This window comes from Aquabacterium olei (assembly GCF_003100395.1).
GTDB classification, from domain to species: Bacteria; Pseudomonadota; Gammaproteobacteria; order Burkholderiales; family Burkholderiaceae_C; genus Aquabacterium; species Aquabacterium olei.
In genome coordinates, this window is record NZ_CP029210.1 from 1,646,122 (window position 1) to 1,668,115 (window position 21,994).

The following is a 21,994-nucleotide window of genomic DNA, read 5'->3' on the forward strand; positions in this document are numbered from 1 at the left end:
TCATCACGTGGCCAAGACCATTATAGGTGCGAAAACCGCCCGCCACCGGGCCACGCAGACCTCTAAAAAGCCCCCCGTTTCTTCGCCTGCGCAGCGGGTTTCGGGAAAACCCGCGGATACCCCTCGGCCGCCCAGCGCGGCTGAAATGCAGGCCCTGCAGTCCGTGCAGCGCCGCGTCATCGATGAAGGTTCGGCCGGCCAGCGGTTGGACAACTTCCTGATCAAGGTGCTCAAGGGCGCGCCCAAGACCCTGGTCTACCGCATCGTCCGCAGCGGGGAAGTGCGTGTGAACAAGGGGCGGGCCAGTGCCGACACCCGCCTCGCGCTGGGCGACGAGGTCCGCATTCCGCCCCTGCGCCTCACCGAGAAGAACGAGGAGGCAGCGTCGACGGTGCCGGCGCGCGAGTTTCCGGTGCTGTTCGAGGACGAGCACGTCCTCGCCATCAACAAACCGGCCGGTGTGGCGGTGCACGGCGGCAGCGGGGTGAGCTTCGGCGTCATCGAGCAGCTTCGCCGCGCGCGCCCGCAGGCGCGCTTCCTGGAGCTGGTGCACCGGCTCGACAAGGAGACCTCCGGCATCCTCCTGATCGCCAAGAAGCGCAGCGCGCTGACCACCTTGCAGGATGTGTTTCGCCATCGGCAGGCGCACAAGACGTACGCTGCGCTGGTGATCGGCGCGTGGCCCGCCAGCCGCAAGGTCATCGACGTGGCGCTGCACAAGTTCCTGACGCCGGACGGTGAACGCCGCGTCATGGCCGTGAAGGGCGAGGACGAGGGCCGCCGCTCGATCTCGCTGGTGAACGTCGTGGAGCGCTATGCCGCGTTCTGCCTGCTCGACGTCACGATCAAGACGGGGCGCACCCACCAGATCCGCGTGCACCTTTCGCACGAAGAGCACCCCATCGTCGGCGACGAGAAGTACGGTGATTTCGCACTGAACAAGGCGCTGGCCCGGGGAGCGGGCGAGGGCGTGCCCGGCGTCGACCGCCAGAAGCTGCCCGACGGACGGTTCGAGCGCATGTTCCTGCACGCCCGCTACCTGCGGCTGGCCCACCCGGCCAGTGGGGAGGACCTGGTGCTCGAAGCCCCTTTGCCCCCGGAGTGTGTGGCGTTGCTGTCAGCCCTGAAGCCGGCGCCCGCTGACGCAGGCTACAGTGCCGCCTGACGCCACAGAGGACTTCCCTTGAGCACCGCCACCGACACGGGCCTGCGCCCACGCCGCTTCGACCTGATCGTGTTCGATTGGGATGGCACGCTGTATGACTCCACCGGCCTGATCGTGCGCTGCATCCAGGCCGCGTGCGCCGATCTGGGGCTACCGGTGCCTGCGCCGTCCGAGGCCGCCTACGTGATCGGACTGGGCCTGCATGACGCGCTGGCCCATGTCGCCCCGAGCCTGCCGCCCGAGCGCGTGCCCGAGCTGGGGCAGCGTTATCGTCATCACTACTTCAAGCGGCAGCATGAGCTGAGCCTGTTCGAAGGCACGCTGGCCCTGCTGGAGGCCTTGAAGGCGCGCAACCACTGGCTGGCTGTGGCCACCGGCAAATCCCGGCAGGGCCTGAACGAGGCGCTGGGCCACGTCGAGCTGCGCGGCATGTTCGACGGGACCCGCACTGCCGACGAAACCGCATCCAAGCCGCACCCACGCATGCTCAACGAACTGATCGCCGAGTTCGGGGTCGCGCCCGAGCGCACCTTGATGATCGGTGACACCACGCACGACCTGCAGCTGGCGAGCAACGCCGGCACCCCCAGCGTGGCGGTGAGCTACGGTGCGCACGAGCCGGAGACCTTCCACCAGCACGGGCCCCTGCACATTGCGCACTCTATGGCCGAACTGCACGACTGGCTGGTGCGGCATGCCTGACTCCCCGGTGCAGCTGTGCCGGTCGGAAGACCTGGCGGAGCTCGGGTTGGCTGTGTGCTTCGATGTGGCCGAGTTCGGCCGCAAGACCCCGGCCTTTGCCGTTCGCTACCAGGGCGCTGTACATGCCTTCCTGAACCGCTGCGCCCATGTGCCCGCCGAGATGGACTGGCAGGCCGGGCAGTTCTGGGATGCCGACAAGCGTTTTCTGGTCTGCTCCATCCACGGTGCGCTGTATCAGCCGGCCACCGGGCTGTGTGTGTCCGGGCCCTGCCGCGGCGGGCGACTGCAGCCCATCCGCATCACCGAACAGGATGGCCAGGTCTGTTGGTATCCTGACGAGCGTATCCAGCCTCTTTCCAATCCCATTCATCCATGAGCGAAGTCGAATCTTCTCGCGCCGACCTGTCGGGCGCACAGCAGGCCCTGCTGAACGACCTGGCGCGCGCCTACCTCGCGCAGCATCGGCGCGAGCGTCGGTGGCGCTGGGTGTGGCGTCTTTTCTGGTTGGGCGTGGCGGCGAGCATGGTGTGGGGTGCGATGAGCAACATGCCGTCGGCCACCGCGCCGGTCACGCCGCACACGGCGCTGGTCGAGGTGCGTGGCGAGATCGCCTCTGACGCCGAGGCCAATGCCGACAACCTGATGACGGCCCTGCGCAGTGCCTTCGAGGACCAGGGCGCCCGCGCCGTGGTGCTTCGCGTCAACTCGCCGGGCGGCAGCCCGGTGCAGGCAGGATTGGTCAACGACGAGATCCGCCGTCTGAAGGCGCTTCACAAGAAGAAGGTGTACGCGGTGTGCGAGGAAATGTGCGCGTCTGCGGCGTACTACATCGCCGTCGCGGCCGACCAGATCTACGTGGACAAGGCCTCCATGGTCGGGTCGATCGGCGTGCTGATGGACGGCTTCGGTTTCACGGGGGTCATGGACAAGTTCGGCGTCGAACGCCGCCTGATGACCGCGGGTGAAAACAAGGCCATGTTGGATCCGTACTCGCCGCGCAATCCGCAGCATGAGGCGTATGCGCAGGCCATGCTCGATCAGATTCACCAGCAGTTCATCGACGTGGTGAAGACCGGGCGGGGCAAGCGTCTGAAAGACGACCCGACGACGTTCACGGGCCTGTTCTGGAACGGGCAGCAGGCCGTGAACCTGGGCCTGGCCGACCACCTGGGCAGCCTCGATGGCGTGGCCCGCGATGTGGTCAAGGCCGAAGAGGTCATCGACTACACGCAGAAGTCCAACCTGGCCGAGCGGCTGGCCAAGCGCTTCGGTGCGGCCATTGGCGACGGCGCCGTGCGCGCCCTGCGCAGCATGAGCGTGGTCCGCTGATCAGCTGTCCATTGCCATGATGAGGCGGGTGGCCGCCTCCTGCGACAGTGTGAGCAGGCGGGCCACGTCCGCCGCGTCGTCGTGCAGCGCAGCCTGTGCGTGCGGGTCGTCCCAGCCGTAGCGGGTGTGGCGGGCTATGCGCACCGCCAGCTTGACGGTCTGCGCGCGCGGCTGGGGCCGCTGGCCGGGCTCGGTGGCCTGCAGCAGCAGGTCGGGCAGCTGCCACCGGTGCATCAGATGGTGCGACAGCTCGCCCAGTGTGATGCCGAGCACGGCCTGCTGCACGTCGGCAGATCGGCGGGTGTGGTCGGCCTCCAGTTGCTGCGCGATGGTGAGCGCCAGGGCTGGCGCATGACACCACAGCAGCATCTCGGCAAAGTCGTGCAACAGGGCGGCTTCCTGAATCACCGCAGCGTCCTCGTCCTGCCGGCGGATGGCGAAGCCCATCGCGAAATGGGCCGCGCGGCGTGCGCGCAGGACGACGTCCGCGAGACCGGCCCGGGCAGCGGGCACTGCGGCCAGCACCTCATCGGTGACGGCGGGTGAGGCGAATGCCCTGAAGAACGGCCCGATGCCTTGCATGACGAGGGCGCCCACCAGGCTCTCCGGGGGCTCGACGTTCAGCCGGGTGCAGTAATGCGACACGTGCGTCAGCACGCGCAGGGTCATCAGGGGGTCCGGTGCGAAGGCCTCCGCCAGCGTGTGGGCGTCGACGGTGCCCCGCTCTTCTTCGATCTGGGCAAGTCGCTGGATCTCGGCGGCCGTGACGGGCAGCACGGGCACCTCGGCGCCGTGGAAGGCGTCGCTCCAGGCCTGCAGGGTGGGAAGGGGGCGGTCGATCATGTCGGGGTGGCGTGATGCCAAGTGCATGATCGCTTATCGGGCGGGGACATGCCCATGACAAGGCGGGGAAGCCCCCGAGACCGTGTCATCGATCACGCCCCGTCCGTAGGGCCCGCGTCACTGCGCGCCCAGCAGACCTGCCTTCAGGCTCTTGTCCACCGGCTGCTCGCCCAGCCAGATGGCGAGCATGGCGTTGTAGAAATCCTCGCCCGGCAGCACGTTACCCTTGCGTTCACCGTTGACGAGCAGCTGGGTACCCGAGCCCGGCACGAACTCGAAGTGCACGACCATGCCTTTGCGGGCCTTGCCGAATGCCAGCATCGCGGCCTTGATGTCGTCCAGCCGAGCCTTGTAGCGGGCCTGCTCGGCGTCGGTGTGGTTCTGGCGGAAGCCGGTCATCATGGCATCGGCAAATTCCTCGCCGGTCAGTTCACGCAGCAGCACGATCTGTAGGCTCTTCGGCCCCGACTGGCCCAGCACGCCAGCGGCCGTGGTTTCCTTGCGAGGCAGATACAGCGTGGCGGCATAGACGTCGAACACGAGCTTGACCCGCACGCCCGTGCCATTGCGCTGGAGCGTCTGGCCGCCGACCTGGCGGGTGTCTTCAAAACGCACGCCCTTGACCTCCACCGCCGACCAGGCAGCGGGGGACAGCAGGGCGAGGCTCACAGCAAGGGTCTGGGTCAGTTTGCGCATGGTGGTGTCTCCTTTTAAGGCAATGGTACCGCGGCGTCCGGGGTGGGCGCCCTGGGACAAGGCCTGTGTGCTCAACGCGCGAACGGGGCGATCAGGCTGACCAGTGTGGTGCGCAAGCCGCGCGGCATGCCGGCCGACCCCGGCCGGTACCGAGGAATTGGCAGGCAGAATGGCGGGCATCCACGCTGCAGCGTCCCGGTACCTCGAAAGAAAAGCATGGCCTTTCTCGTCATCGACATTGGCAACACCCGCCTGAAATGGGGGCTGTATGAGCAGGGGCAGCCGGGCGCCGCCTTGCTGGCCCACGGCGCCGTGCCGCTGGAAGACATCGATCATCTATGGGAGACGGACTGGTCTCGTCTGTCCCGACGGCCGGTGGCCATGCTGGGGTGTGTGGTGGCGGGTGAGGCCATCAAGCGCCGCGTGGAGGAGCAACTGCTGCAGGGTTGGGGCTTGCGCCCTCACTGGATGTCGGCCACCGCTTTCGGTGGCGGGGTCATCAACGGCTATGAACATCCTCAACGGCTGGGCGCCGACCGGTGGGCCGCCATCATCGGTGCACGTCAACACGCGCTGCGTGTGTCACCCGAGAACCCACCGCCGGTGCTGGCCGTCATGGTGGGCACTGCCGTCACTGTGGATTCGGTGGACGCGAGCGGCCGCTTCCTTGGTGGCCTCATCCTGCCGGGCTTCGGCCTGATGTACCGGGCGCTGGAAAGCGGCACGGCCGGCCTCAAGGTGCCGACCGGTGAGGTGCGCGATTTTCCGACCAACACCAGCGACGCCCTGATGAGCGGCGGCACGGACGCGATTGCGGGCGCCATCGAGCGCACCATGCGCCGCCTGCGTGTGGCGTGCGGGCGCGATCCCCTGCTCATCATGTCGGGCGGGGCCGTTTCCCGCCTGTCGCATGTGGAGGAACTGCCGGCCCTGGTGGTCGAGAACCTCATCTTCGAGGGCCTCCTCACGCTGGCCGGCAACGCGTCAAAGAATGAAGCGTGACAGGTCTTCGTTGCGCGACAGTTCACCCAGCCGGCGCTCGACCTCCGCCTCGTCCACGGTGTGACTCTGCCCCGACTGGTTGGGGGCATCGAACGACAACTCGTCCAGCAGGCGCTCCATCACCGTGGCCAGGCGCCGCGCACCGATGTTCTCGGTTCGCTCGTTGACCTCGAATGCAATCTGCGCGATGCGGCGCAGGGCGCCGGGCGTGAAGTCCAGCGTGACCCCTTCGGCCGACAGCAGCGCCTGATACTGCTTGATCAGGCTGGCCTTCGGCTGACTCAGGATGGCCTCGAAGTCGTCGATGGACAGCGAGGACAGCTCCACACGAATGGGGAAACGGCCCTGCAACTCGGGGATGAGGTCACTGGGGCGGCTCAGATGAAAGGCCCCTGACGCGATAAAGAGGATGTGGTCGGTCTTGACCATGCCGTACTTGGTCTGGACGGTCGTGCCTTCCACCAGCGGCAGCAGGTCGCGCTGCACGCCCTGGCGTGAGACTTCGGCACCATTGCCCTCTGCGCGGCTGGCCACCTTGTCGATCTCGTCGATGAAGACGATGCCGTTCTGCTCGGCGCGCTCCAGCGCCCTGGCCTTCACTTCGTCGTCGTTGAGCAGCCGGGCGGCTTCCTCGTCGATCAGCTGGACGCGTGCCTCGGCGATCTTGAGCTTGCGCGTGCTGCGCTTGCCCTGGCTGATCTGCGAGAACAGGCCCTTGATCTGCTCGGCCATGTCCTCCATGCCGCCACCGGCCGGGCTCAGGATCTCGACCGAAGGCGTGCGGGCATCGCTCAGTTCGATCTCGATTTCACGATCGTCCAGCGTGCCTTCGCGCAGGCGCTTGCGCATCACCTGGCGCGCGGTGTTGTCGGGCTGGGCCTGAGCCAGCCCGAACTCGCTGCGCGGCGGCGGCACCAGCACGTCGAGGATGCGCTCTTCCGCGGCATCTTCCGCCTTCACGCGCTGCAACTGCATCTGGCGGGCGCGCTCCTGCTTCACGGCCGATTCCACCAGATCACGGATGATGGTGTCCACATCCTTGCCAACATAGCCCACCTCGGTGAACTTCGTGGCTTCCACCTTGATGAAGGGGGCGTCTGCGAGGCGGGCAAGGCGGCGGGCGATCTCGGTCTTGCCGACGCCTGTCGGGCCGATCATCAGGATGTTTTTGGGGGTGATCTCGCCGCGCAGCTTGTCATCGACCTGCTGACGGCGCCAGCGGTTGCGCAGCGCGATGGCGACCGCGCGCTTGGCGTCGCGCTGGCCCACGATGTGACGGTCCAGCTCGCTGACGATTTCCTGTGGGGTCATGCTCATGGTGTTCAGCCCAGCGTCTCGATGGTGTGGTTCTGGTTGGTGTAGATGCACAGGTCGCCGGCAATGCTCAGCGACTGTTTGACCATGTCGGCGGCGCTCAGCGCGGTGTGGGCCACCAGCGCGCGGGCCGCGGCCTGGGCATAGGCGCCGCCCGAGCCGATGGCGATGATGCCGTGCTCGGGCTCCAGGACGTCGCCGTTGCCCGTGATGATGAGCGACGTTTCGCGGTCGGCCACGGCCAGCATGGCTTCGAGCTTGCGCAGCACGCGGTCGGTACGCCAGTCGCGGGTGAGTTCCACCGCGGCGCGGGCCAGGTTGCCCTGGTGCTTCTCGAGCTTGGCCTCGAAACGCTCGAACAGGGTGAAGGCATCGGCCGTGGCGCCCGCAAAACCGGCCAGCACCTGGTCACGGTGGAGCTTGCGGACCTTGCGTGCCGTGGCCTTCACGACGATGTGGCCCAGGGTGACCTGGCCGTCGCCGCCCATGGCCACTTCCCAGCCCTGCGGGGTCTGGCGGCGAATGCTGACGATGGTGGTGCCGTGGTAGGAGTCCATGCTGCGCGTGTGAAAACGGATGACAGCAGGACATGGGGGCGAACGCCCGGGGTTCAAGGGCGTCTGCGCGCCAATGCGCTCAACGGGTCAAGAGCTTGACCCGGGCATGCTCGTTGATGCCCATGGCGCCGAAGAACAGGGCGACCAGTCGGTGAGGGTTGAGGAAGCTGACTTCGCGCCCCTCGGCGCGCCGGGCCAGTACCCAGTTGAGCAGATCACCTGCGGCAATGAAATCCACGCGCAGCAGGTGTTCGCAGTCGATGTCGAGCGCCACGCTGGCGCCCAGCTGGTTGTCCAGCTGTTCCAGGGTGGTGCCGATGTCACCCGACAGCTGCCCGGACAGATTGAGCGAGGCCACCTGAACCACGCCGGTGTCCTGCTGGAGTCGTGACTCGACAAACATGGTCGTCACCTCGCTCACGTGCGACATGGCGCGCGAGTGCGGGTGGATGACGTCCTGACCTTCCTGGACCGAGCACCGTGCCGGCTCCCACGACGGGGGCGAGCGCTCGAAGGTGATGCAGTAGTCGATGGCCGTCTCATCGAACTCGACCGGGCGGTTGATGAGCCGCAGCAGATCAAGGCGCAGCATCCAGTAGGCCGGGTCCACGTCGCGGCTACCGGTGGGAGAGGCGTCACCGAGCACCGCGAGCATCTGCGGCACCCCTTGCCACACCAGCGACAACGGCTGATCGGCCCACTGCCGGACCATCTGCCCGAGGTGCAGGGCGCCGTCGGGCGTCACGCGCAGCACGCGGCTCCAGTCCATTGTCCAGGGGCGGGGCATCTGCAGGGTTTCAACCCGCAGCTGGGCCACCGCATCGGCGTCGATCACGGGTGGCGCCACCCAGCCTTCGAGCACACCCGCCAGCGGGTCCTCGCCTGCTTCCGTGGCGGGCCCTTCGTCCGTGCGTGCCCCGGCCGATGCATGGGCGCCGCCCGAGGTGGTGGCGAGAAAGGCCGCGACCTTGCCAGGGTACGAGAACCACTGCGGTGCGGAAACCCCGAATTTCTGGGCGAACGACACGGCAAGCTGGTCAAACTTCTGCGCCTGGTCGATGGACCGATAGAAGTCGAACAGCACCAGCCAGCATTCCTGCACGTCATGGCGGCTGCCGCCTGGGTGAATCAGGTCGAGCAGGCTGCGCTCGCACTGATCGAAGTCCGCATTCGCGAAGGCGATCACGGCCTCGTCCAGTTCGGGGTCGTGCACCAACTCCGTCACGTGCACGTCCATGGCGTTCTGGAAGCCGCTGGGCGCCATCGGTGCCGTCAACGGCATCGTGGGCGGCAGGGTCAGCGGCTGTGTCATGCCCCGGCTGGAGGCGCGGGCCGACTGCAGCACCGCTTCCGACACCTGGGGGATGTCCTCGTCGAAGGACATCGGCAGCGTGACCGGGAGGTTGGGCGGGTGCGCCGCGGGCATCGTGTCGCCCATGGGCAGCGTCGGAATGTTCGCCGGGCGGCTGGGCAGGTTGACCGTGCGAGGGGCCCCGCCAACCATCTGCTGTTCGATCTCGTCGATCTTGGCCTTGACCGCGATGTCGGAGCGCGCGCCGCTGTGCGGCCGGGAGTCCGGGTCGATGTTGGAGTTGCCACTGAGCGCCAGCGCGTTGTCCGGGCTCAGGCCTTCACGCCGGATCTTGCGCAGCATGTCGAGCTCGCGCTTGCGCACGAAGTCGTTGCGCCGCTTGCGCTCGATCATCGCCTTGATCTCGCTCTTGGCGTACTGGCTTTCTGCGGCCTCGGCGCTCGGCGTGTCGAGCTCCGTCCAGTCGGTCGTGGGGTTGGCGACAAAGCGCACGACCTTGCGCAGGAAACCGCCGGATTCCTTGCTCATGCTGGTGTGCGCCTTTTGTGTGTCAACCGACCTCCGGGGCGATGCGGATTAATCCCCGAACATCTTCTGCTTGAGCTCGCGGCGCTGCTGTGCCTCGAGCGACAGGGTGGCCGTGGGGCGCGCCAGCAGGCGGCCCAGGCCGATGGGCTCGCCGGTCTCGTCGCAGAAACCGTATTCGCCAGAATCCAGACGGGCCAGGGCCTGAGAAATTTTCTTGAGCAGCTTGCGCTCGCGGTCGCGGGTGCGGAGTTCGAGCGCGTGCTCTTCCTCGATGGTGGCGCGGTCGGCCGGATCGGGCACGATCGACGTGTCTTCGCGGAGGTGTTCCGTGGTCTCGCCGGCGTTGGACAGCAGGTCTTCCTTCTGCGCTTCCAGGCGGGCGCGGAAGAAGTCCAGCTGCTTGTCGTTCATGTACTCGCCTTCCGGCATGGCCATCAGTTCGGCTTCCGTCAGGTCGCGCCCGGCTTTGGATTTCCAGGCGTTGGCGAGTTTGGTGTCAACCTTGGTGGCGGTGCTTGGCATGGTCTCGGGGGTACGGATGGGAGGCGACGAGCGCCCTGATGCCACGGAGGCAGCTGATGGAATGCCTTCGGCTTTGCGCGCCGAAGCTTGAGTCGCCGTTTTCACGGGCTTGGTGTCAGCGGGCCTGGCAGCCGCGCCCACGGGGGTGGCAGTCTTGGACGTCGCAGGGGGCTTGGTCACAGGAATCCTCCTCACCGAACCGCGGGTTTCGCAGGCCGGTCATGCACGCGGGACGCGGGGCCGACAGGGCGCCATCGCCTGATTGTTTGTTCTCGGTTCTTCCGACGTCGCCGTTTTCAGAACGTCACACGGAAGCGCGCGGATTGTAGCCACGCCTGCGCGCCGTTTTCACCGTGTCACCCCGTAGTTTGTATCGTTCCGTTGGCTGAGTGTCACGCCAGACACTGATCCAGCCCGGCTTTGAACAGATCCTGAGGCAGGTCAATTCCGATGAACACCAGCTTGCTGATCTTCTGCTCGCCGGCGGCCCACTTCGGTCCCATGTCGCTGCCCATCAACTGATGCACGCCCTGGAAGACGACCTTGCGCTCCATGCCCTTCACGTGCAGAACGCCCTTGTAGCGCAGCATCTTGGGGCCGTAGATCTGCACCATCGAGCCGAGGAAATCTTCCAGCTTGGTCGCGTCGAAGGGCTTCGTGTTCTTGTACACGAACGATTTCACGTCGTCGTCGTGCGCGTGGTGGTGCGGATGGTCGCAGTGTTCGCCATGCGCGTGGTCATGGTCGTGGTGATGGTGGTGCCCGTGACCATGGCCGTCTTCCTTCAGGAAGTCCGGGTCGATGTCGAGCTTGGCGTTGAGGTTGAAGCCCTTGAGGTCGAACACCTCGGAGATCGGTACCTCGCCGAAATGCACCCGTTTCTGGGGCGCGCGGGGGTTCATGTGCTTGATGCGATGCGACAGCGCGTCGGCCTCTTCGGCCGTGACCAGATCGGTCTTGCTCATGAAGATCTGGTCGGCAAAGCCGACCTGGCGGCGCGCTTCCTGGCGGTCGTCCAGCTGTTTCTCGCCGTGCTTGGCGTCGACGAGCGTGACGATGGCGTCCAGCAGATACAGCTCGGCGATCTCGTCGTCCATGAAGAAAGTCTGGGCCACGGGGCCCGGATCGGCCACGCCGGTGGTCTCGATCACCACGCGGTCGAACGTGAGGGTGCCGGCCTTTTTCTGCTTGGCCAGATCGGACAGTGTCTCGCGGAGGTCTTCCCGGATGGTGCAGCAGATGCAGCCGTTGCTCATCTGGATGATCTGCTCCTCGGTGTCGGCCACCAGGATGTCGTTGTCGATGTTTTCCTCGCCGAACTCGTTCTCGATGACGGCGATGCGCTGACCGTGTGCTTCGGTCAGAATGCGCTTGAGCAGCGTGGTCTTGCCGCTGCCGAGGAAACCGGTGAGGATGGTGACGGGAATCAGGCTCATGGGCGGAGTGTAGCCCTGACGGCGGCTTTGGCTCAGCGTGCTCTGGCGGTTTCCCGCTGGCCATGGGGTATTCTTGCGGCATCCCAACCACGACACCCCTGCCGTGTCCGAAACCTCCCCCAGTCGGGCCTCACGGTCCGACAAAGGCGCTGCACGCCCTTCTCGTGCGCGCGACAACCGCAGCCTGTTCGTCCGCGTGGTCGAGTTTCTGTCCCCCGGGCCGGATTCCACCGCCGAGCTGATCGAAACCCTCGCGGACGCTGAACAACGCGCGCTGATCGAGCCCGAATCCCGGGTGATGCTGGAAGGCGTGATCCGGATGGCGTCCATGACCGCCGGCGACGTCATGGTGGCCGTGCGCCGCATGGACATCCTCGACATCGAGGCACCGTACGACGAGTTGCTGGCCCAGGTCATCAACACGGGCCATTCCCGTTTCCCGGTCTTCGATGGAGGCCGTGACAACATCATCGGCGTGCTGATGGCAAAAGACCTGCTCAAGCTGCAGCGGGCGCCGGAGCTCAATCTGCGAACCCTGTTGCGCGCGCCGGTCTTCGTGCCGGAGTCCAAGGGGCTCAATGAACTGCTGCGGGAATTCCGTTCCAACCGCAGCCATCTGGCCATCGTGATCGACGAGTTCGGTCGCACGGCGGGGCTGGTGACGATCGAGGACGTGCTCGAAGAAATCGTGGGTGAGATCGAGGACGAGTTCGATGAAGAGGACGGTCAATCCAGCATCTTCACCTTGGCTGACGGCAGTCAGCGGGTGGCCGGCGACACGGCGATCGAGTCGGTGAACGAGGTGTTCGACGCGCAGTTGCCCACCGACGAGTTCGACACCATCGGAGGCCTGGTGGCCCACGAGCTGGGTCGCGTGCCGCGGCGTGGCGAGCACCTCGACCTCGGTGGGTTGCGGTTTCGCGTCATGCTGGCTCGGGGTGGCTCGGTGCGCTGGTTCAAGGTGACCCGCGCACCGGAACTGGAAGAGGCAGCGTCGTCCTGATGGTGCACCCAGGGAGATCTGCTGATTGCGGCGGCGCGGCCGTGGTGACGGGATGGTGGTCGTTCGCGGGGCTGGTGGTGCTGCTGGCGGGTGGCCTGCACGCTTGGGCGTTGTCGCCTGCGGCAGCGGCGTTGTTTCCCGGCGCGCCGGCGGTTTTCCAGACGGCGGCCTTGCTCGTTCTGGCTGGTGTGCTGTCGCCGCGGCGCACGCCGCGCGCGGTCGGGGCGCTGAGCTGGCTGTACGGCACCGTGTGGCTCATCGGGGCCACCGGGTGGATGTTCGTGAGCCTGCACCGGTACGGAGGGCTGCCTGGCTGGCTGGCGGCGCTGGCCGTGGTGTTGTTGTGTGCGGCGCTTTCCCTTTACTTCGCGCTGGCCGGGTGGCTGTGGGCCCGGTGGCGCGATGGCCGCTGGTGGCGTGATGCCCTTGCCTGGGGTGGGGTGTGGCTGCTGGCCGAGTGGGCGAGGGCCATTCTCTTCACCGGGTTTCCCTGGGGAGCCAGTGGGTATGCACTGATCGACACGCCGCTGGCTGGCCTGGCACCGTGGCTGGGCGTATATGGGCTGGGCGCAGCCTGGGCGACGGCCGTGGTGGCGTCCGTGTGGTCGTGGCGCTCGGCCGACAGCGGGCTGGCTTCGCGGCTGGCGGGGCTGGCCGTCGGCCTCGTGCTGGCTGCCGTCGGGGCACTGGCCGGGCGACCGTTCACCGAGCCGCAGGGCGCGGCCTTGTCCGTGACCTTGTTGCAGGGCAACGTCCCGCAGGACGAGAAGTTCATGGCAGAGCGTCAGGGCGCGATGCTGCGCTGGCATGCCGAGCAGCTGCTTTCGGCTCGCACCGACCTGGTGATCGCGCCGGAGACCGCCATTCCCTTGTTGCCGTTCCAGCAGCCCCCGGGCTATTGGGATGCACTGGTGGGCGGCTTTCCGGCCGGCGAAGGCCGCCACGCGCTGGTCGGTGTGCCGCTGGGCGACTTCGAGCGCGGCTACACCAACTCCATCGTGGGGCTGGGCGGCCCAGCCCGGCATGCCGACCCGGAGGAGGCGGGCGGCCCCTATCGTTACGACAAACACCACCTCGTGCCGTTCGGCGAGTTCATTCCCTGGGGGTTCCGATGGTTCGTGCGGATGATGAACATGCCGCTCGGGGATTTCGCCCGTGGGCCGTTGGTGGCGCCGTCCTACAGGGTCAAGCAGCAGCGCATTGCGCCGACGGTGTGCTACGAGGATCTCTTCGGCGAGGAGATCGCCGCCCGATTCCGCGATCCTGCCCAGGCGCCGACCATCCTGGCCAACGTGAGCAACCTGGCCTGGTTCGGTGAGTCGGTGGCCATGCACCAGCATCTGCAGATCGCCCGCATGCGTTCGCTGGAGTTCCAGTTGCCCACCGTGCGCGCCACCAACACGGGCGCCACGGTGGTGATCGACCATGCCGGCCGCGTCACGGATCGGCTGCCAGGCAACACCCGTGGTGCCCTGGTGGCGGAGGTGCAGGGCAGGCAGGGCGTGACCCCGTTTGCCTGGTGGGCGGCGCGGGCAGGCCTGTGGCCGGCTTTGGCGCTGGCCGTGCTGCTGATCGCCGTGGGACGAGGGCGGGCGCGCCACTAGAATCAAGGCTTTTCGCCCCGCGGCAGCCCGCAGGGTGAGGGCCCTCATCAAATCAAGAACCCGATGCCGGCGGCACACGCGCTGCACGGCACGCACCAAGGCTAGACCATGCTGACCTTCCAGCAACTGATCCTGCGTCTGCAAAGCTACTGGGATGCCCAGGGCTGCACGCTGCTGCAACCCTACGACATGGAAGTCGGGGCGGGCACCAGTCACACCGCTACTTTTCTGCGCGCACTGGGCCCGGAGCCCTGGAAGGCCGCTTACGTGCAACCCAGCCGCCGCCCGAAGGACGGTCGCTACGGCGAGAACCCGAACCGCCTGCAGCACTATTACCAGTTCCAGGTGGTGCTCAAGCCGGCGCCGGCCAACATCCTCGAGCTCTACCTGGGCTCGCTGGAAGCGCTGGGCTTCGACCTGAAGAAGAACGACGTGCGCTTCGTCGAGGACGACTGGGAGAACCCGACGCTGGGCGCCTGGGGCCTGGGCTGGGAGGTGTGGCTCAACGGCATGGAGGTCACGCAGTTCACCTACTTCCAGCAGGTGGGCGGCATCGACTGCAAGCCGGCCACTGGCGAGATCACCTATGGTCTCGAGCGGCTCGCCATGTACCTGCAAGGCGTGGAAAGCGTGTATGACCTGGTCTACGCGCCGGGCGTCAAGTACGGCGATGTGTTCCACCAGAACGAGGTGGAACAGTCGACCTACAACTTCGAGCACAGCAATGTCGAGTTCCTGCTGGGGGCGTTCGGCAACCATGAGACGCAGGCCAAGTACCTGATGGAGCAGCAGCTCGCCCTGCCGGCCTACGAACAGGTGCTCAAGGCCGCCCACACCTTCAACCTCCTGGATGCCCGCGGCGCGATTTCGGTGACGGAGCGCGCCGCCTACATCGGGCGCATCCGCAACCTGGCGCGCGCCGTGGCCGCCAGCTACCTCGACAGCCGCGCGCGCCTCGGTTTCCCGATGGCGCCCAAGGCCTGGGCCGATGAGGTGATCGAACAACTGAACAACAAGAAGGCGGCCTGAGCATGACGTCCCTGAACCAGAAGGCAAACCTCCTCGTTGAACTGTTTGTCGAAGAGCTGCCGCCCAAGGCGCTCAAGAAGCTGGGTGAAGCCTTTGCCGGTGTGTTGGCCGACAGCCTGAAGGCCCAGGGCCTCGCCCAGGCCGATGCCGTGGTCACGCCGTTCGCGTCGCCGCGTCGTCTCGCCGTGCACGTGACCGGGGTGGTGACCAAGGCGGCAGACCAGGCCATGCAGCAGAAGCTGATGCCCGTGGCCGTGGCACTGGACGCCGCCGGCCAGCCCACACCCGCGTTGCTGAAGAAGCTGAGCTCGCTGGGGCTGGGTGCCGAGGTCGTGTCGGAGCTCAAGCGCCAGCCTGATGGCAAGGCCGAAGCGCTGTTCCTGGACAGCGTCAAAGCGGGGGCCACACTGACCGAGGGCTTGCAGAAGGCCCTGACCGAGTCGCTGGCCAAGTTGCCCATTCCCAAGGTGATGACCTACCAGCTCGAGCAGGGCGATGGCGAGGGCTTCCAGCCCGGCTGGTCCAGTGTGAATTTCGTGCGGCCGGCGCACGGCCTCGTGGCGCTGCACGGGGATCAGGTGGTACCGGTGTCGGCGCTGGGTCTGCACGCAGGCCGTGAAACCCATGGCCACCGCTTCGAGGCCAAGGTCTCGCCCGTGGTGCTGCGCGAAGCCGACAGCTACGCCGTCCAGATGGCGGAAGAGGGCGCCGTGATCGCTGGCTTTGCCGAGCGTCGCGCCGAGATCGCATCCCAGCTGGCCGCGGCAGCCGGGCGTGCGGGCCACGACCTGAAGCCCATCGAAGACGATGCCTTGCTGGACGAGGTGACGGCGCTGGTGGAGCGGCCGAACGTGCTGATCGGCCGCTTCGAGGAAGCGTTCCTGGCGGTGCCGCAGGAGTGTCTGATCCTCACGATGAAGGCCAATCAGAAGTACTTCCCGCTGCTGGATGCCGCCGGCAAGCTGACGCACCAGTTTCTGGTTGTGAGCAACATCCACCCCGCCGACCCGAGCGCCATCATCGAGGGCAACGAGCGCGTGGTGCGCCCGCGCCTGGCCGATGCGAAGTTTTTCTTCGATCAGGATCGAAAGAAAACGCTGGCATCGCGCACGGCGGGGCTGGCCAAGGTCGTGTACCACAACAAGCTGGGCACCCAGGGCGAGCGCAGCGAGCGGGTGCGGGCCATCGCGCATGCCATCGTCAACCAGCTCCGCATGAGCACGCTGCCGTTCACGGTCGACGACAAGGATCACTTCGATGTGCTGGACAGTAAGGCCCAACAGGCCGCGCTGCTGGCCAAGACCGACCTGCTGACCGACATGGTGGGTGAGTTCCCCGAGCTGCAGGGCATCATGGGCGGCTATTACGCCCGCCACGAAGGCTTGCGTGACGGCGTCGCCATCGCGATCGAAGACCACTACAAGCCGCGCTTTGCGGGTGACAACCTGCCGCGCAACCACACCGGCACAGTCGTGGCACTGGCCGACAAGCTGGAGACGCTGGTTGGTCTGTTCGGCATCGGCCAGTTGCCCACGGGCGACAAGGACCCGTTCGCGCTGCGCCGTCATGCACTGGGCGTGATCCGCATCCTGATCGAGAAGAACCTGCCGCTGGATCTGTCGGCGCTGGTCGCGGCCGTCGTGCCCGTGTTCGGCGAGCTGATCACGGACCCGGCCGAGGCGCTGCTGGCCTTCATGGCCGACCGCCTGGCGGTGTCGCTGCGCGAGCAGGGCTACAGCGCGCAGGAAGTCGATGCGGTGCTCGCGCTGCGGCCCAGCCGCCTGGCCGAGGTGCCGCGCCGCCTGGCAGCGGTGCGTGCGTTTGCCGCGCTGCCAGAAGCGGCCTCGCTGGCTGCAGCCAACAAGCGCGTGGGCAACATCCTGAAGAAGGCCGATGGCGTGGTCGAGGCTCGCGTGGACGCGGCGCTCCTCAAGGAAACCGCCGAAGCCGCGCTGTATGCCGCGCTGCAGACCGTGGCGCCCCAGGCGGATGCAGCGTTCGAGCAGGGTGATTACACTGCGTCTCTGCAGGCGCTGGCTGCGCTCAGGACCCCGGTGGATGCCTTCTTCGATGCGGTGATGGTCAATGCCGACGATCCTGCGTTGAAGGCCAACCGGCTCGGTCTGCTGGCCTCGCTGCATGCCGCCATGAACCGCGTCGCCGACCTTTCCAGACTGGCGGCCTGATCTGGGCGGGCGCATCGTTCACGCGGGGGCGAGCATGAAGCTGGTCATCATCGATCGCGACGGCACCATCAACCACGAACGGGAGGACTACGTGAAGTCGCCCGAGGAGTGGGTGCCGCTGCCCGGATCGCTGGAGGCCATCGCCCGGCTCAACCACGCAGGCTGGCACGTCGTCGTGGCCACCAACCAGTCCGGCATCGGGCGGGGGTTGTTCGACATGGTGGCGCTCAACGCCATGCATGCCAAGATGAACCAGATGCTCACCAAGGTGGGTGGGCGCGTGGACGCGGTGTTCTTCTGCCCGCACACGCCGGAAGACCAGTGCACCTGCCGCAAGCCCATGCCAGGGCTGTTCCAGATGATCGGCCAGCGATTCGGCTGTGACCTGGTCGGGGTGCCGATGGTGGGTGACCTGCCGCGCGACGTGCTCGCGGCCCAGTCGGTGGGGTGCGAGCCCCATCTGGTGCGCACGGGGCAGGCCGCCACCATGGGCGACGCCGAGTTGCAGGACCTGCGGCGCCGGGTGCCCGACCTGACCATCCACCCCGATCTGTCGGCCTTCGCCGATTTTCTGGTGCTGCGAGATCGCCAGGCCATCGGCGAAGACGGCCCGGTCAGCACGCACACGGGGGAGATCCGTTGAAGCCAGAGGCGCCGCAGCAACTGGGTTTGTGGGGGGAGGGGGCCGAGTCCGCCGCCTCGTTCACTGCCGCTGGCGGTGTCGCAGGCCGAAGTGACACGGGGCCGTCACGCCGCTCGGTACCCGAGGCGGCGGCCGACATGCCGTTGCGTGGCGGCGACCACGAAGGGCCAGCCCATCAGATGCATGCCAGCGGCCTGCCCTTGTACCGCCATCCCCGCGCCGAGCGCGAGATCCGGCTCGGCAAGGCCGTGGTGGCCTACGAGGTCAAGCGCGTACGGCGCCGCAGCATCGGCATGGTGGTGGGGGTGGACGGGCTCAGTGTGCGGGCGCCGCGGTGGGTTTCGTGGGGCGACATCGAGTCGGCACTGCGCGCCAAGGAACGCTGGATCTGCACCAAGCTCGTCGAGCAACGCGAGCGCGCCCGACGTCAGGTGATGGCCCGCATCGCGTGGTGCGAAGGGGCTGAACTGCCCTTCATGGGCGAATCGGTCGTCATCGTGCTCGACCCCGCTCACACCGGGGCCACGCTGATGCCAGCCCCCCTGGACCCGGGCCTGCCTGGCGTCACGCAGCGCACGCTGTACCTCGGCCTGCCGCAAGACGCGACCCCGGAGCAGATCCGCGACGCCGCAGAGGCCTGGCTTCAGCGAGAGGCCCGGACCGTGTTTGCCGAACGTGTCCGGCACTACGCAGGCAAGCTGGGTGTCTCCGTGACCAAGGTGAGCCTTTCCTCGGCGCGCACGCGCTGGGGCAGCGCCAGCGCCGACGGCTCCATCCGCCTGCACTGGCGGCTGATCCATTTCAGCCTCAGCATCATCGATTACGTCGTGGCCCACGAACTGGCCCACCTCCGGGAGATGAACCACAGTCCGCGTTTCTGGGCCGTGGTGCGCTCCATCATGCCCGAGTACGACGGGCCCCGCGATCAACTGCGCCACGTCGCCATTCCGGGCTGACTGGCCCAGCGGTGGTCAGGCGCCGTAGCGCCACGCACCGTGCTTGTCCTGCTCGCGGCGCAGCACCCCCCGATGCCACAGGTAGTTGAGGTGGGCGATGGCTTCACCCATGGCGAAGGTCGTCTGGTGCAGGTCCAGCTGCCGGCGGAACAGCACCGGCAGCATCTCGGCCGCCGTGGAGGGCCTCGCCCGGCACGCGGCCTCCACCTCCGCGAGGCGCTCCGCATGGTGCGCGTGCAGCTGGTCGATGCGGGTGTGGATGCCGGTGAAGGGCAGTCCATGCGAGGGCAGGGCCAGCGTGTCGGCCGGCAGGGCGCGCATGCGCTCGACGCTGTCAAGGAAAAGCCCCAGCGCATCGCCTTCCGGTTCCATGTCGGTCACGCTCACGTTGGTGGAGATGGTCGGCAGCAGCATGTCACCGGAGATCAGCAGCCCGTCGGCCTCGCAATGCAGGGCAATGTGCTCAGGGCTGTGCCCGAAGCCGGCGATGCACCGCCATTCGCGCTCGCCGATGCGCACTGTCTGCCCGTCCATCATCCGACGGTAGGCGTGTGGCACGGCGGGAACCAGGGTCGCGTAGTAGTCGCCCCGGGCTCGCACCTTGGCGAGGTCTTCGGGCGTGTTCAAACCATGCGCCTGGAAGTGCGCGGCGGCCCGTTCCCCGCCAAAGCCGGTGGTCGACTGGCAGGCCAGCCGGGCTGCGAGGTGATCGGCCTGGCTCATCCACAGCCGTGCGGCTTCGCCCGGCGCGCTGTAGCGTTCGATCAGCCACTGCGCATTGCCGACGTGGTCGGGGTGCATGTGCGTCACCAGCATGCGCCCCAGCGGCCTGCTGGCCAGCGGGCCCGCCCACAGCGTCTGCCATGCATCGCGGATGGCCTCGGTGGCCACGCCCGCGTCCACGACCGTCCAGGCCCCTGCATCGTCCAGCACCCACAGGTTGATGTGGTTCAGCGCGAATGGCATCGGCATGCGCACCCAGTGCAGGCCCGGGCGCAGGGTCATCAGCGTGCCGACGTCCGGTGTCAGGCGGTCCCAGGGGTAGGTGAGGGGGCTGGCGAGGGCGTTCATGTGGGGGAGGGGGCGGGATCGAAAAAGCATTGTGCCCGCAGCGCCGAGCTTGCGCCGCGACAGCGAGCGGAGCAGGGCGGCGCTTGCATAATGTCACGATGCCCTGCCGACCGTCGGTGTCGCCAGGTGCCGGCCCCACCACCCCACAGACAGTCCAGGCCCACGATGTTTCCGCAACAGCTCACCGACTCCCGGGTCTTCGAGATCGCCAAAGCCCTGCTTGACGGTTTTGATCGCCACTACAAGATCTTCAGCGAGACCAGCGCGCAGTCCAAGCGCCGGTTCGAGCAGGCTGACTGGCATGGCCAGCAACTGGCCCAACGGGCGCGGATCGAGTTCTATGACATGCGGGTCGACGAGGCCGTCGAGCGGCTCGAGCGCGACTTCAACGCCAGCAAGCTGCCGATGGAGGTCTGGCACCAGATCAAGCTGTTCTACATCGGGCTGCTGACGGGGCATTACCAGCCCGAGCTGGCCGAGACCTTCTTCAACTCGGTCACCATCCAGATCCTGCATCGCAAGTACTACCGCAACGACTTCATCTTCGTGCGGCCCGCGGTGTCGACCGAGTACATCGACGACGAGGAAGGCAAGCCCACCTTTCGCGCCTTTTATCCGACCAAGGACAACCTGCGCGACACGCTCAAGGCGGTGGTGGAGAGCTATGAGCTGACGGTGCCGTTCGACGATCTGGACCGCGATGTCGACCTCATTTACGGCGTGCTGATGGAGCAGGTGGGCAATGTGCGCCTGCGCACCAACTTCCAGATCCAGGTCCTGTCCTCGCTGTTCTTCCGCAACAAGGGCGCCTACATCGTCGGCAAGGTCGTCAATGGCTTCCGCAGCCTGCCATTTGCCATCCCCATTCTCCACAACTCGAAGAGCCGGCTCTACATCGACGCGGCGCTCTTCGGGGAGGACGACCTGCTGGCCCTGTTCAGCTTTGCGCGCGCCTACTTCATGGTCGACATGAAGGTGCCGTCGGCCTACGTGCAGTTCCTGCGCTCGCTGATGCCGCGCAAGCCGCGCGGCGAGATCTACAGCGCCATCGGCCTGCAGAAGCACGGCAAGAACCTGTTCTACCGTGACTTCCTGTTCCACCTGCGCCACTCGACAGACAAGTTCCGCATCGCCCCCGGCATCAAGGGCATGGTGATGCTGGTGTTCGACCTGCCGTCCTATCCCTTCGTGTTCAAGGTGATCAAGGACTACTTCCCGCCGCAGAAGGAAACCACGCGCGAGCAGATCATGGGCAAGTACCAGCTCGTGAAGCAGCACGACCGCGTGGGCCGCATGGCCGACTCGCTCGAGTTCACGAAGGTGGCCTTCCCGCGCAACCGATTCGACGACGAACTGATCGAGGAACTGCGCAAGTTCGCGCCCAGCGTGATCGAGGAAGAGGGCGACTCGCTCGTCATCAAGCACCTCTACATCGAGCGCCGCATGGTGCCGTTGAACATCTACATCCAGGAGGCCTCGGCGTCCTCGCTCGAGCATGCCGTCATCGAGTACGGCAACGCCATCAAGGACCTCGTGGCCGCCAACATCTTCCCCGGCGACATGCTGTGGAAGAACTTCGGGGTCACTCGCAACGGCAAGGTGGTGTTCTACGACTACGACGAGATCGAATACATCACCGACTGCAACTTCCGCAAGGTGCCCGAGCCGCGCAACGAGGAAGACGAGATGTCCGGCGAGATCTGGTATTCGGTCGGCCCGCATGACGTGTTCCCGGAAACCTTCGGGCCCTTCCTGCTGGGTGATCCGCGCGTGCGCCAGATCTTCATGAAGCATCACGCCGATCTGCTGGACCCGGCTTACTGGCAGGAGCGCAAGGAACGCATCCAGGCGGGCTATGTGCACGACGTGTTCCCGTACGACCGGTCGCGTCGCTTCATTCACAAGATCCAGGGCAAGGATTCGGCCCAGATCAACGCCGAGATGGCGCCGGTGGAGGAGCCGGTCGATGTGCGGCCTGAGGGGCCCGAAGTGCACGATCAGGGCGTGCTGAGCGGTTTTGCCACGGGCGGGGTCGACGCGGGCGGTTGAGCGGTGCCTGCCCTCGCTGCATGAAAAACGGGCCTCAAGGGCCCGTT

At 66.7% G+C, this 21,994-nt stretch carries 20 protein-coding genes; 12 read left to right on the forward strand and 8 right to left on the reverse strand.

Translation table 11 applies throughout. The annotated features are described in order from the left end of the window. Nucleotides 1-145: 145 nt before the first annotated feature. The 4 genes from DEH84_RS07525 to DEH84_RS07540 are packed head-to-tail and all read left to right on the forward strand — an operon-like array spanning nt 146 to nt 3,196. Nucleotides 146-1,165: an RluA family pseudouridine synthase gene (locus DEH84_RS07525; RefSeq protein WP_109036195.1), complete on the forward strand. Its 1,020-nt coding sequence runs from the start codon at nt 146-148 to the stop codon at nt 1,163-1,165. An 18-nt stretch (nt 1,166-1,183) separates the two neighbouring features. Further along, nucleotides 1,184-1,867: an HAD family hydrolase gene (locus DEH84_RS07530; protein WP_245932709.1), complete on the forward strand. Its 684-nt coding sequence runs from the start codon at nt 1,184-1,186 to the stop codon at nt 1,865-1,867. After that, entirely contained in the window at nt 1,860-2,243 is a 384-nt protein-coding gene (locus DEH84_RS07535; protein WP_109036197.1) for a Rieske (2Fe-2S) protein, read from the forward strand. The genes DEH84_RS07530 and DEH84_RS07535 overlap by 8 nt, the downstream gene beginning before the upstream one ends. Continuing rightward, nucleotides 2,240-3,196: a S49 family peptidase gene (locus DEH84_RS07540; RefSeq protein ID WP_109036199.1), complete on the forward strand. Its 957-nt coding sequence runs from the start codon at nt 2,240-2,242 to the stop codon at nt 3,194-3,196. The genes DEH84_RS07535 and DEH84_RS07540 overlap by 4 nt, the downstream gene beginning before the upstream one ends. On the opposite strand, the gene DEH84_RS07545 is transcribed toward DEH84_RS07540, so the two are convergent. Both DEH84_RS07545 and DEH84_RS07550 read right to left on the reverse strand, forming a co-directional pair. Further along, the gene (locus tag DEH84_RS07545) at nt 3,197-4,039 is read right to left on the reverse strand and encodes an HDOD domain-containing protein (protein WP_109038271.1); all 843 of its coding nucleotides are present in this window, start codon (nt 4,037-4,039) and stop codon (nt 3,197-3,199) included. Nucleotides 4,040-4,156: 117 nt separating this feature from the next. Then, nucleotides 4,157-4,735: a chalcone isomerase family protein gene (locus tag DEH84_RS07550; protein ID WP_159098902.1), complete on the reverse strand. Its 579-nt coding sequence runs from the start codon at nt 4,733-4,735 to the stop codon at nt 4,157-4,159. Nucleotides 4,736-4,951: 216 nt separating this feature from the next. Between DEH84_RS07550 and DEH84_RS07555 the strand changes: the two genes are divergently transcribed. Next, a complete protein-coding gene (locus tag DEH84_RS07555) occupies nt 4,952-5,737 on the forward strand; it encodes a type III pantothenate kinase (protein ID WP_109036203.1) in 786 nt (261 codons plus the stop codon). Here DEH84_RS07555 and hslU read toward each other — a convergent pair. The 5 genes from hslU to DEH84_RS07580 all read right to left on the reverse strand — a co-directional run bounded on the left by hslU (nt 5,720) and on the right by DEH84_RS07580 (nt 11,406). Further along, nucleotides 5,720-7,054, reverse strand: a complete 1,335-nt coding sequence (gene hslU, locus DEH84_RS07560; RefSeq protein WP_245932710.1) for an ATP-dependent protease ATPase subunit HslU — start codon at nt 7,052-7,054, stop codon at nt 5,720-5,722. The genes DEH84_RS07555 and hslU overlap by 18 nt on opposite strands. A gap of 5 nt (nt 7,055-7,059) precedes the next feature. Continuing rightward, nucleotides 7,060-7,608 (reverse strand): ATP-dependent protease subunit HslV, encoded by a 549-nt coding sequence (hslV, locus tag DEH84_RS07565; RefSeq protein WP_109036205.1) that lies wholly within the window; start codon nt 7,606-7,608, stop codon nt 7,060-7,062. Between the two features lie 79 nt (nt 7,609-7,687). Beyond that, nucleotides 7,688-9,448 (reverse strand): STAS domain-containing protein, encoded by a 1,761-nt coding sequence (locus DEH84_RS07570; protein WP_109036207.1) that lies wholly within the window; start codon nt 9,446-9,448, stop codon nt 7,688-7,690. Nucleotides 9,449-9,496: 48 nt separating this feature from the next. Beyond that, nucleotides 9,497-9,970 carry an RNA polymerase-binding protein DksA gene (gene dksA / locus DEH84_RS07575; RefSeq protein ID WP_109036209.1) on the reverse strand — a complete coding sequence of 158 codons (474 nt, stop codon included), beginning with the start codon at nt 9,968-9,970 and terminating at the stop codon, nt 9,497-9,499. A 392-nt stretch (nt 9,971-10,362) separates the two neighbouring features. Continuing rightward, nucleotides 10,363-11,406 carry a CobW family GTP-binding protein gene (locus tag DEH84_RS07580; RefSeq protein WP_109036211.1) on the reverse strand — a complete coding sequence of 348 codons (1,044 nt, stop codon included), beginning with the start codon at nt 11,404-11,406 and terminating at the stop codon, nt 10,363-10,365. Nucleotides 11,407-11,509: 103 nt separating this feature from the next. On the opposite strand from DEH84_RS07580, the gene DEH84_RS07585 reads away from it, so the two are divergent. The 6 genes from DEH84_RS07585 (at nt 11,510) to DEH84_RS07610 (ending at nt 18,827) form a co-directional block, all read left to right on the forward strand. Beyond that, the gene (locus tag DEH84_RS07585; RefSeq protein WP_179950621.1) at nt 11,510-12,409 is read left to right on the forward strand and encodes a CorC family transporter; all 900 of its coding nucleotides are present in this window, start codon (nt 11,510-11,512) and stop codon (nt 12,407-12,409) included. A 41-nt stretch (nt 12,410-12,450) separates the two neighbouring features. Then, nucleotides 12,451-14,013 (forward strand): apolipoprotein N-acyltransferase, encoded by a 1,563-nt coding sequence (gene lnt / locus DEH84_RS07590; protein WP_245932712.1) that lies wholly within the window; start codon nt 12,451-12,453, stop codon nt 14,011-14,013. Nucleotides 14,014-14,121: 108 nt separating this feature from the next. Next, nucleotides 14,122-15,042, forward strand: a complete 921-nt coding sequence (gene glyQ, locus DEH84_RS07595; protein WP_109036215.1) for a glycine--tRNA ligase subunit alpha — start codon at nt 14,122-14,124, stop codon at nt 15,040-15,042. A 2-nt stretch (nt 15,043-15,044) separates the two neighbouring features. Then, nucleotides 15,045-17,228, forward strand: coding sequence for a glycine--tRNA ligase subunit beta (gene glyS / locus DEH84_RS07600; protein WP_109036217.1), 2,184 nt, complete (start codon nt 15,045-15,047; stop codon nt 17,226-17,228). A gap of 34 nt (nt 17,229-17,262) precedes the next feature. After that, entirely contained in the window at nt 17,263-17,871 is a 609-nt protein-coding gene (gene gmhB, locus DEH84_RS07605; RefSeq protein ID WP_109036219.1) for a D-glycero-beta-D-manno-heptose 1,7-bisphosphate 7-phosphatase, read from the forward strand. A gap of 137 nt (nt 17,872-18,008) precedes the next feature. After that, complete coding sequence (locus tag DEH84_RS07610) at nt 18,009-18,827, forward strand: M48 family metallopeptidase (protein WP_109036220.1); 819 nt, start codon at nt 18,009-18,011, stop codon at nt 18,825-18,827. 15 nt (nt 18,828-18,842) lie between these two features. Here DEH84_RS07610 and DEH84_RS07615 read toward each other — a convergent pair whose 3' ends face one another. Further along, the gene (locus DEH84_RS07615; protein ID WP_109036222.1) at nt 18,843-19,898 is read right to left on the reverse strand and encodes an MBL fold metallo-hydrolase; all 1,056 of its coding nucleotides are present in this window, start codon (nt 19,896-19,898) and stop codon (nt 18,843-18,845) included. 165 nt (nt 19,899-20,063) lie between these two features. Here DEH84_RS07615 and aceK point away from each other — a divergent pair, with 165 nt between their 5' ends. Next, nucleotides 20,064-21,947, forward strand: coding sequence for a bifunctional isocitrate dehydrogenase kinase/phosphatase (aceK, locus tag DEH84_RS07620; protein ID WP_109036224.1), 1,884 nt, complete (start codon nt 20,064-20,066; stop codon nt 21,945-21,947). The last annotated feature ends 47 nt before the right edge of the window (nt 21,948-21,994 follow it).

Coding starts and splice junctions, on each gene's coding strand:
- DEH84_RS07525 (WP_109036195.1), top strand. CDS start 146: ATGCAGGCCCTGCAGTCCGTGCAGCGCCGCGTCATCGATGAAGGTTCG.
- DEH84_RS07535 (WP_109036197.1), top strand. CDS start 1,860: ATGCCTGACTCCCCGGTGCAGCTGTGCCGGTCGGAAGACCTGGCGGAG.
- DEH84_RS07540 (WP_109036199.1), top strand. CDS start 2,240: ATGAGCGAAGTCGAATCTTCTCGCGCCGACCTGTCGGGCGCACAGCAG.
- DEH84_RS07545 (WP_109038271.1), bottom strand. CDS start 4,039: ATGATCGACCGCCCCCTTCCCACCCTGCAGGCCTGGAGCGACGCCTTC.
- DEH84_RS07550 (WP_159098902.1), bottom strand. CDS start 4,735: ATGCGCAAACTGACCCAGACCCTTGCTGTGAGCCTCGCCCTGCTGTCC.
- DEH84_RS07555 (WP_109036203.1), top strand. CDS start 4,952: ATGGCCTTTCTCGTCATCGACATTGGCAACACCCGCCTGAAATGGGGG.
- hslU (WP_245932710.1), bottom strand. CDS start 7,054: ATGAGCATGACCCCACAGGAAATCGTCAGCGAGCTGGACCGTCACATC.
- hslV (WP_109036205.1), bottom strand. CDS start 7,608: ATGGACTCCTACCACGGCACCACCATCGTCAGCATTCGCCGCCAGACC.
- DEH84_RS07570 (WP_109036207.1), bottom strand. CDS start 9,448: ATGAGCAAGGAATCCGGCGGTTTCCTGCGCAAGGTCGTGCGCTTTGTC.
- dksA (WP_109036209.1), bottom strand. CDS start 9,970: ATGCCAAGCACCGCCACCAAGGTTGACACCAAACTCGCCAACGCCTGG.
- DEH84_RS07580 (WP_109036211.1), bottom strand. CDS start 11,406: ATGAGCCTGATTCCCGTCACCATCCTCACCGGTTTCCTCGGCAGCGGC.
- glyQ (WP_109036215.1), top strand. CDS start 14,122: ATGCTGACCTTCCAGCAACTGATCCTGCGTCTGCAAAGCTACTGGGAT.
- glyS (WP_109036217.1), top strand. CDS start 15,045: ATGACGTCCCTGAACCAGAAGGCAAACCTCCTCGTTGAACTGTTTGTC.
- gmhB (WP_109036219.1), top strand. CDS start 17,263: ATGAAGCTGGTCATCATCGATCGCGACGGCACCATCAACCACGAACGG.
- DEH84_RS07610 (WP_109036220.1), top strand. CDS start 18,009: ATGCCGTTGCGTGGCGGCGACCACGAAGGGCCAGCCCATCAGATGCAT.
- DEH84_RS07615 (WP_109036222.1), bottom strand. CDS start 19,898: ATGAACGCCCTCGCCAGCCCCCTCACCTACCCCTGGGACCGCCTGACA.
- aceK (WP_109036224.1), top strand. CDS start 20,064: ATGTTTCCGCAACAGCTCACCGACTCCCGGGTCTTCGAGATCGCCAAA.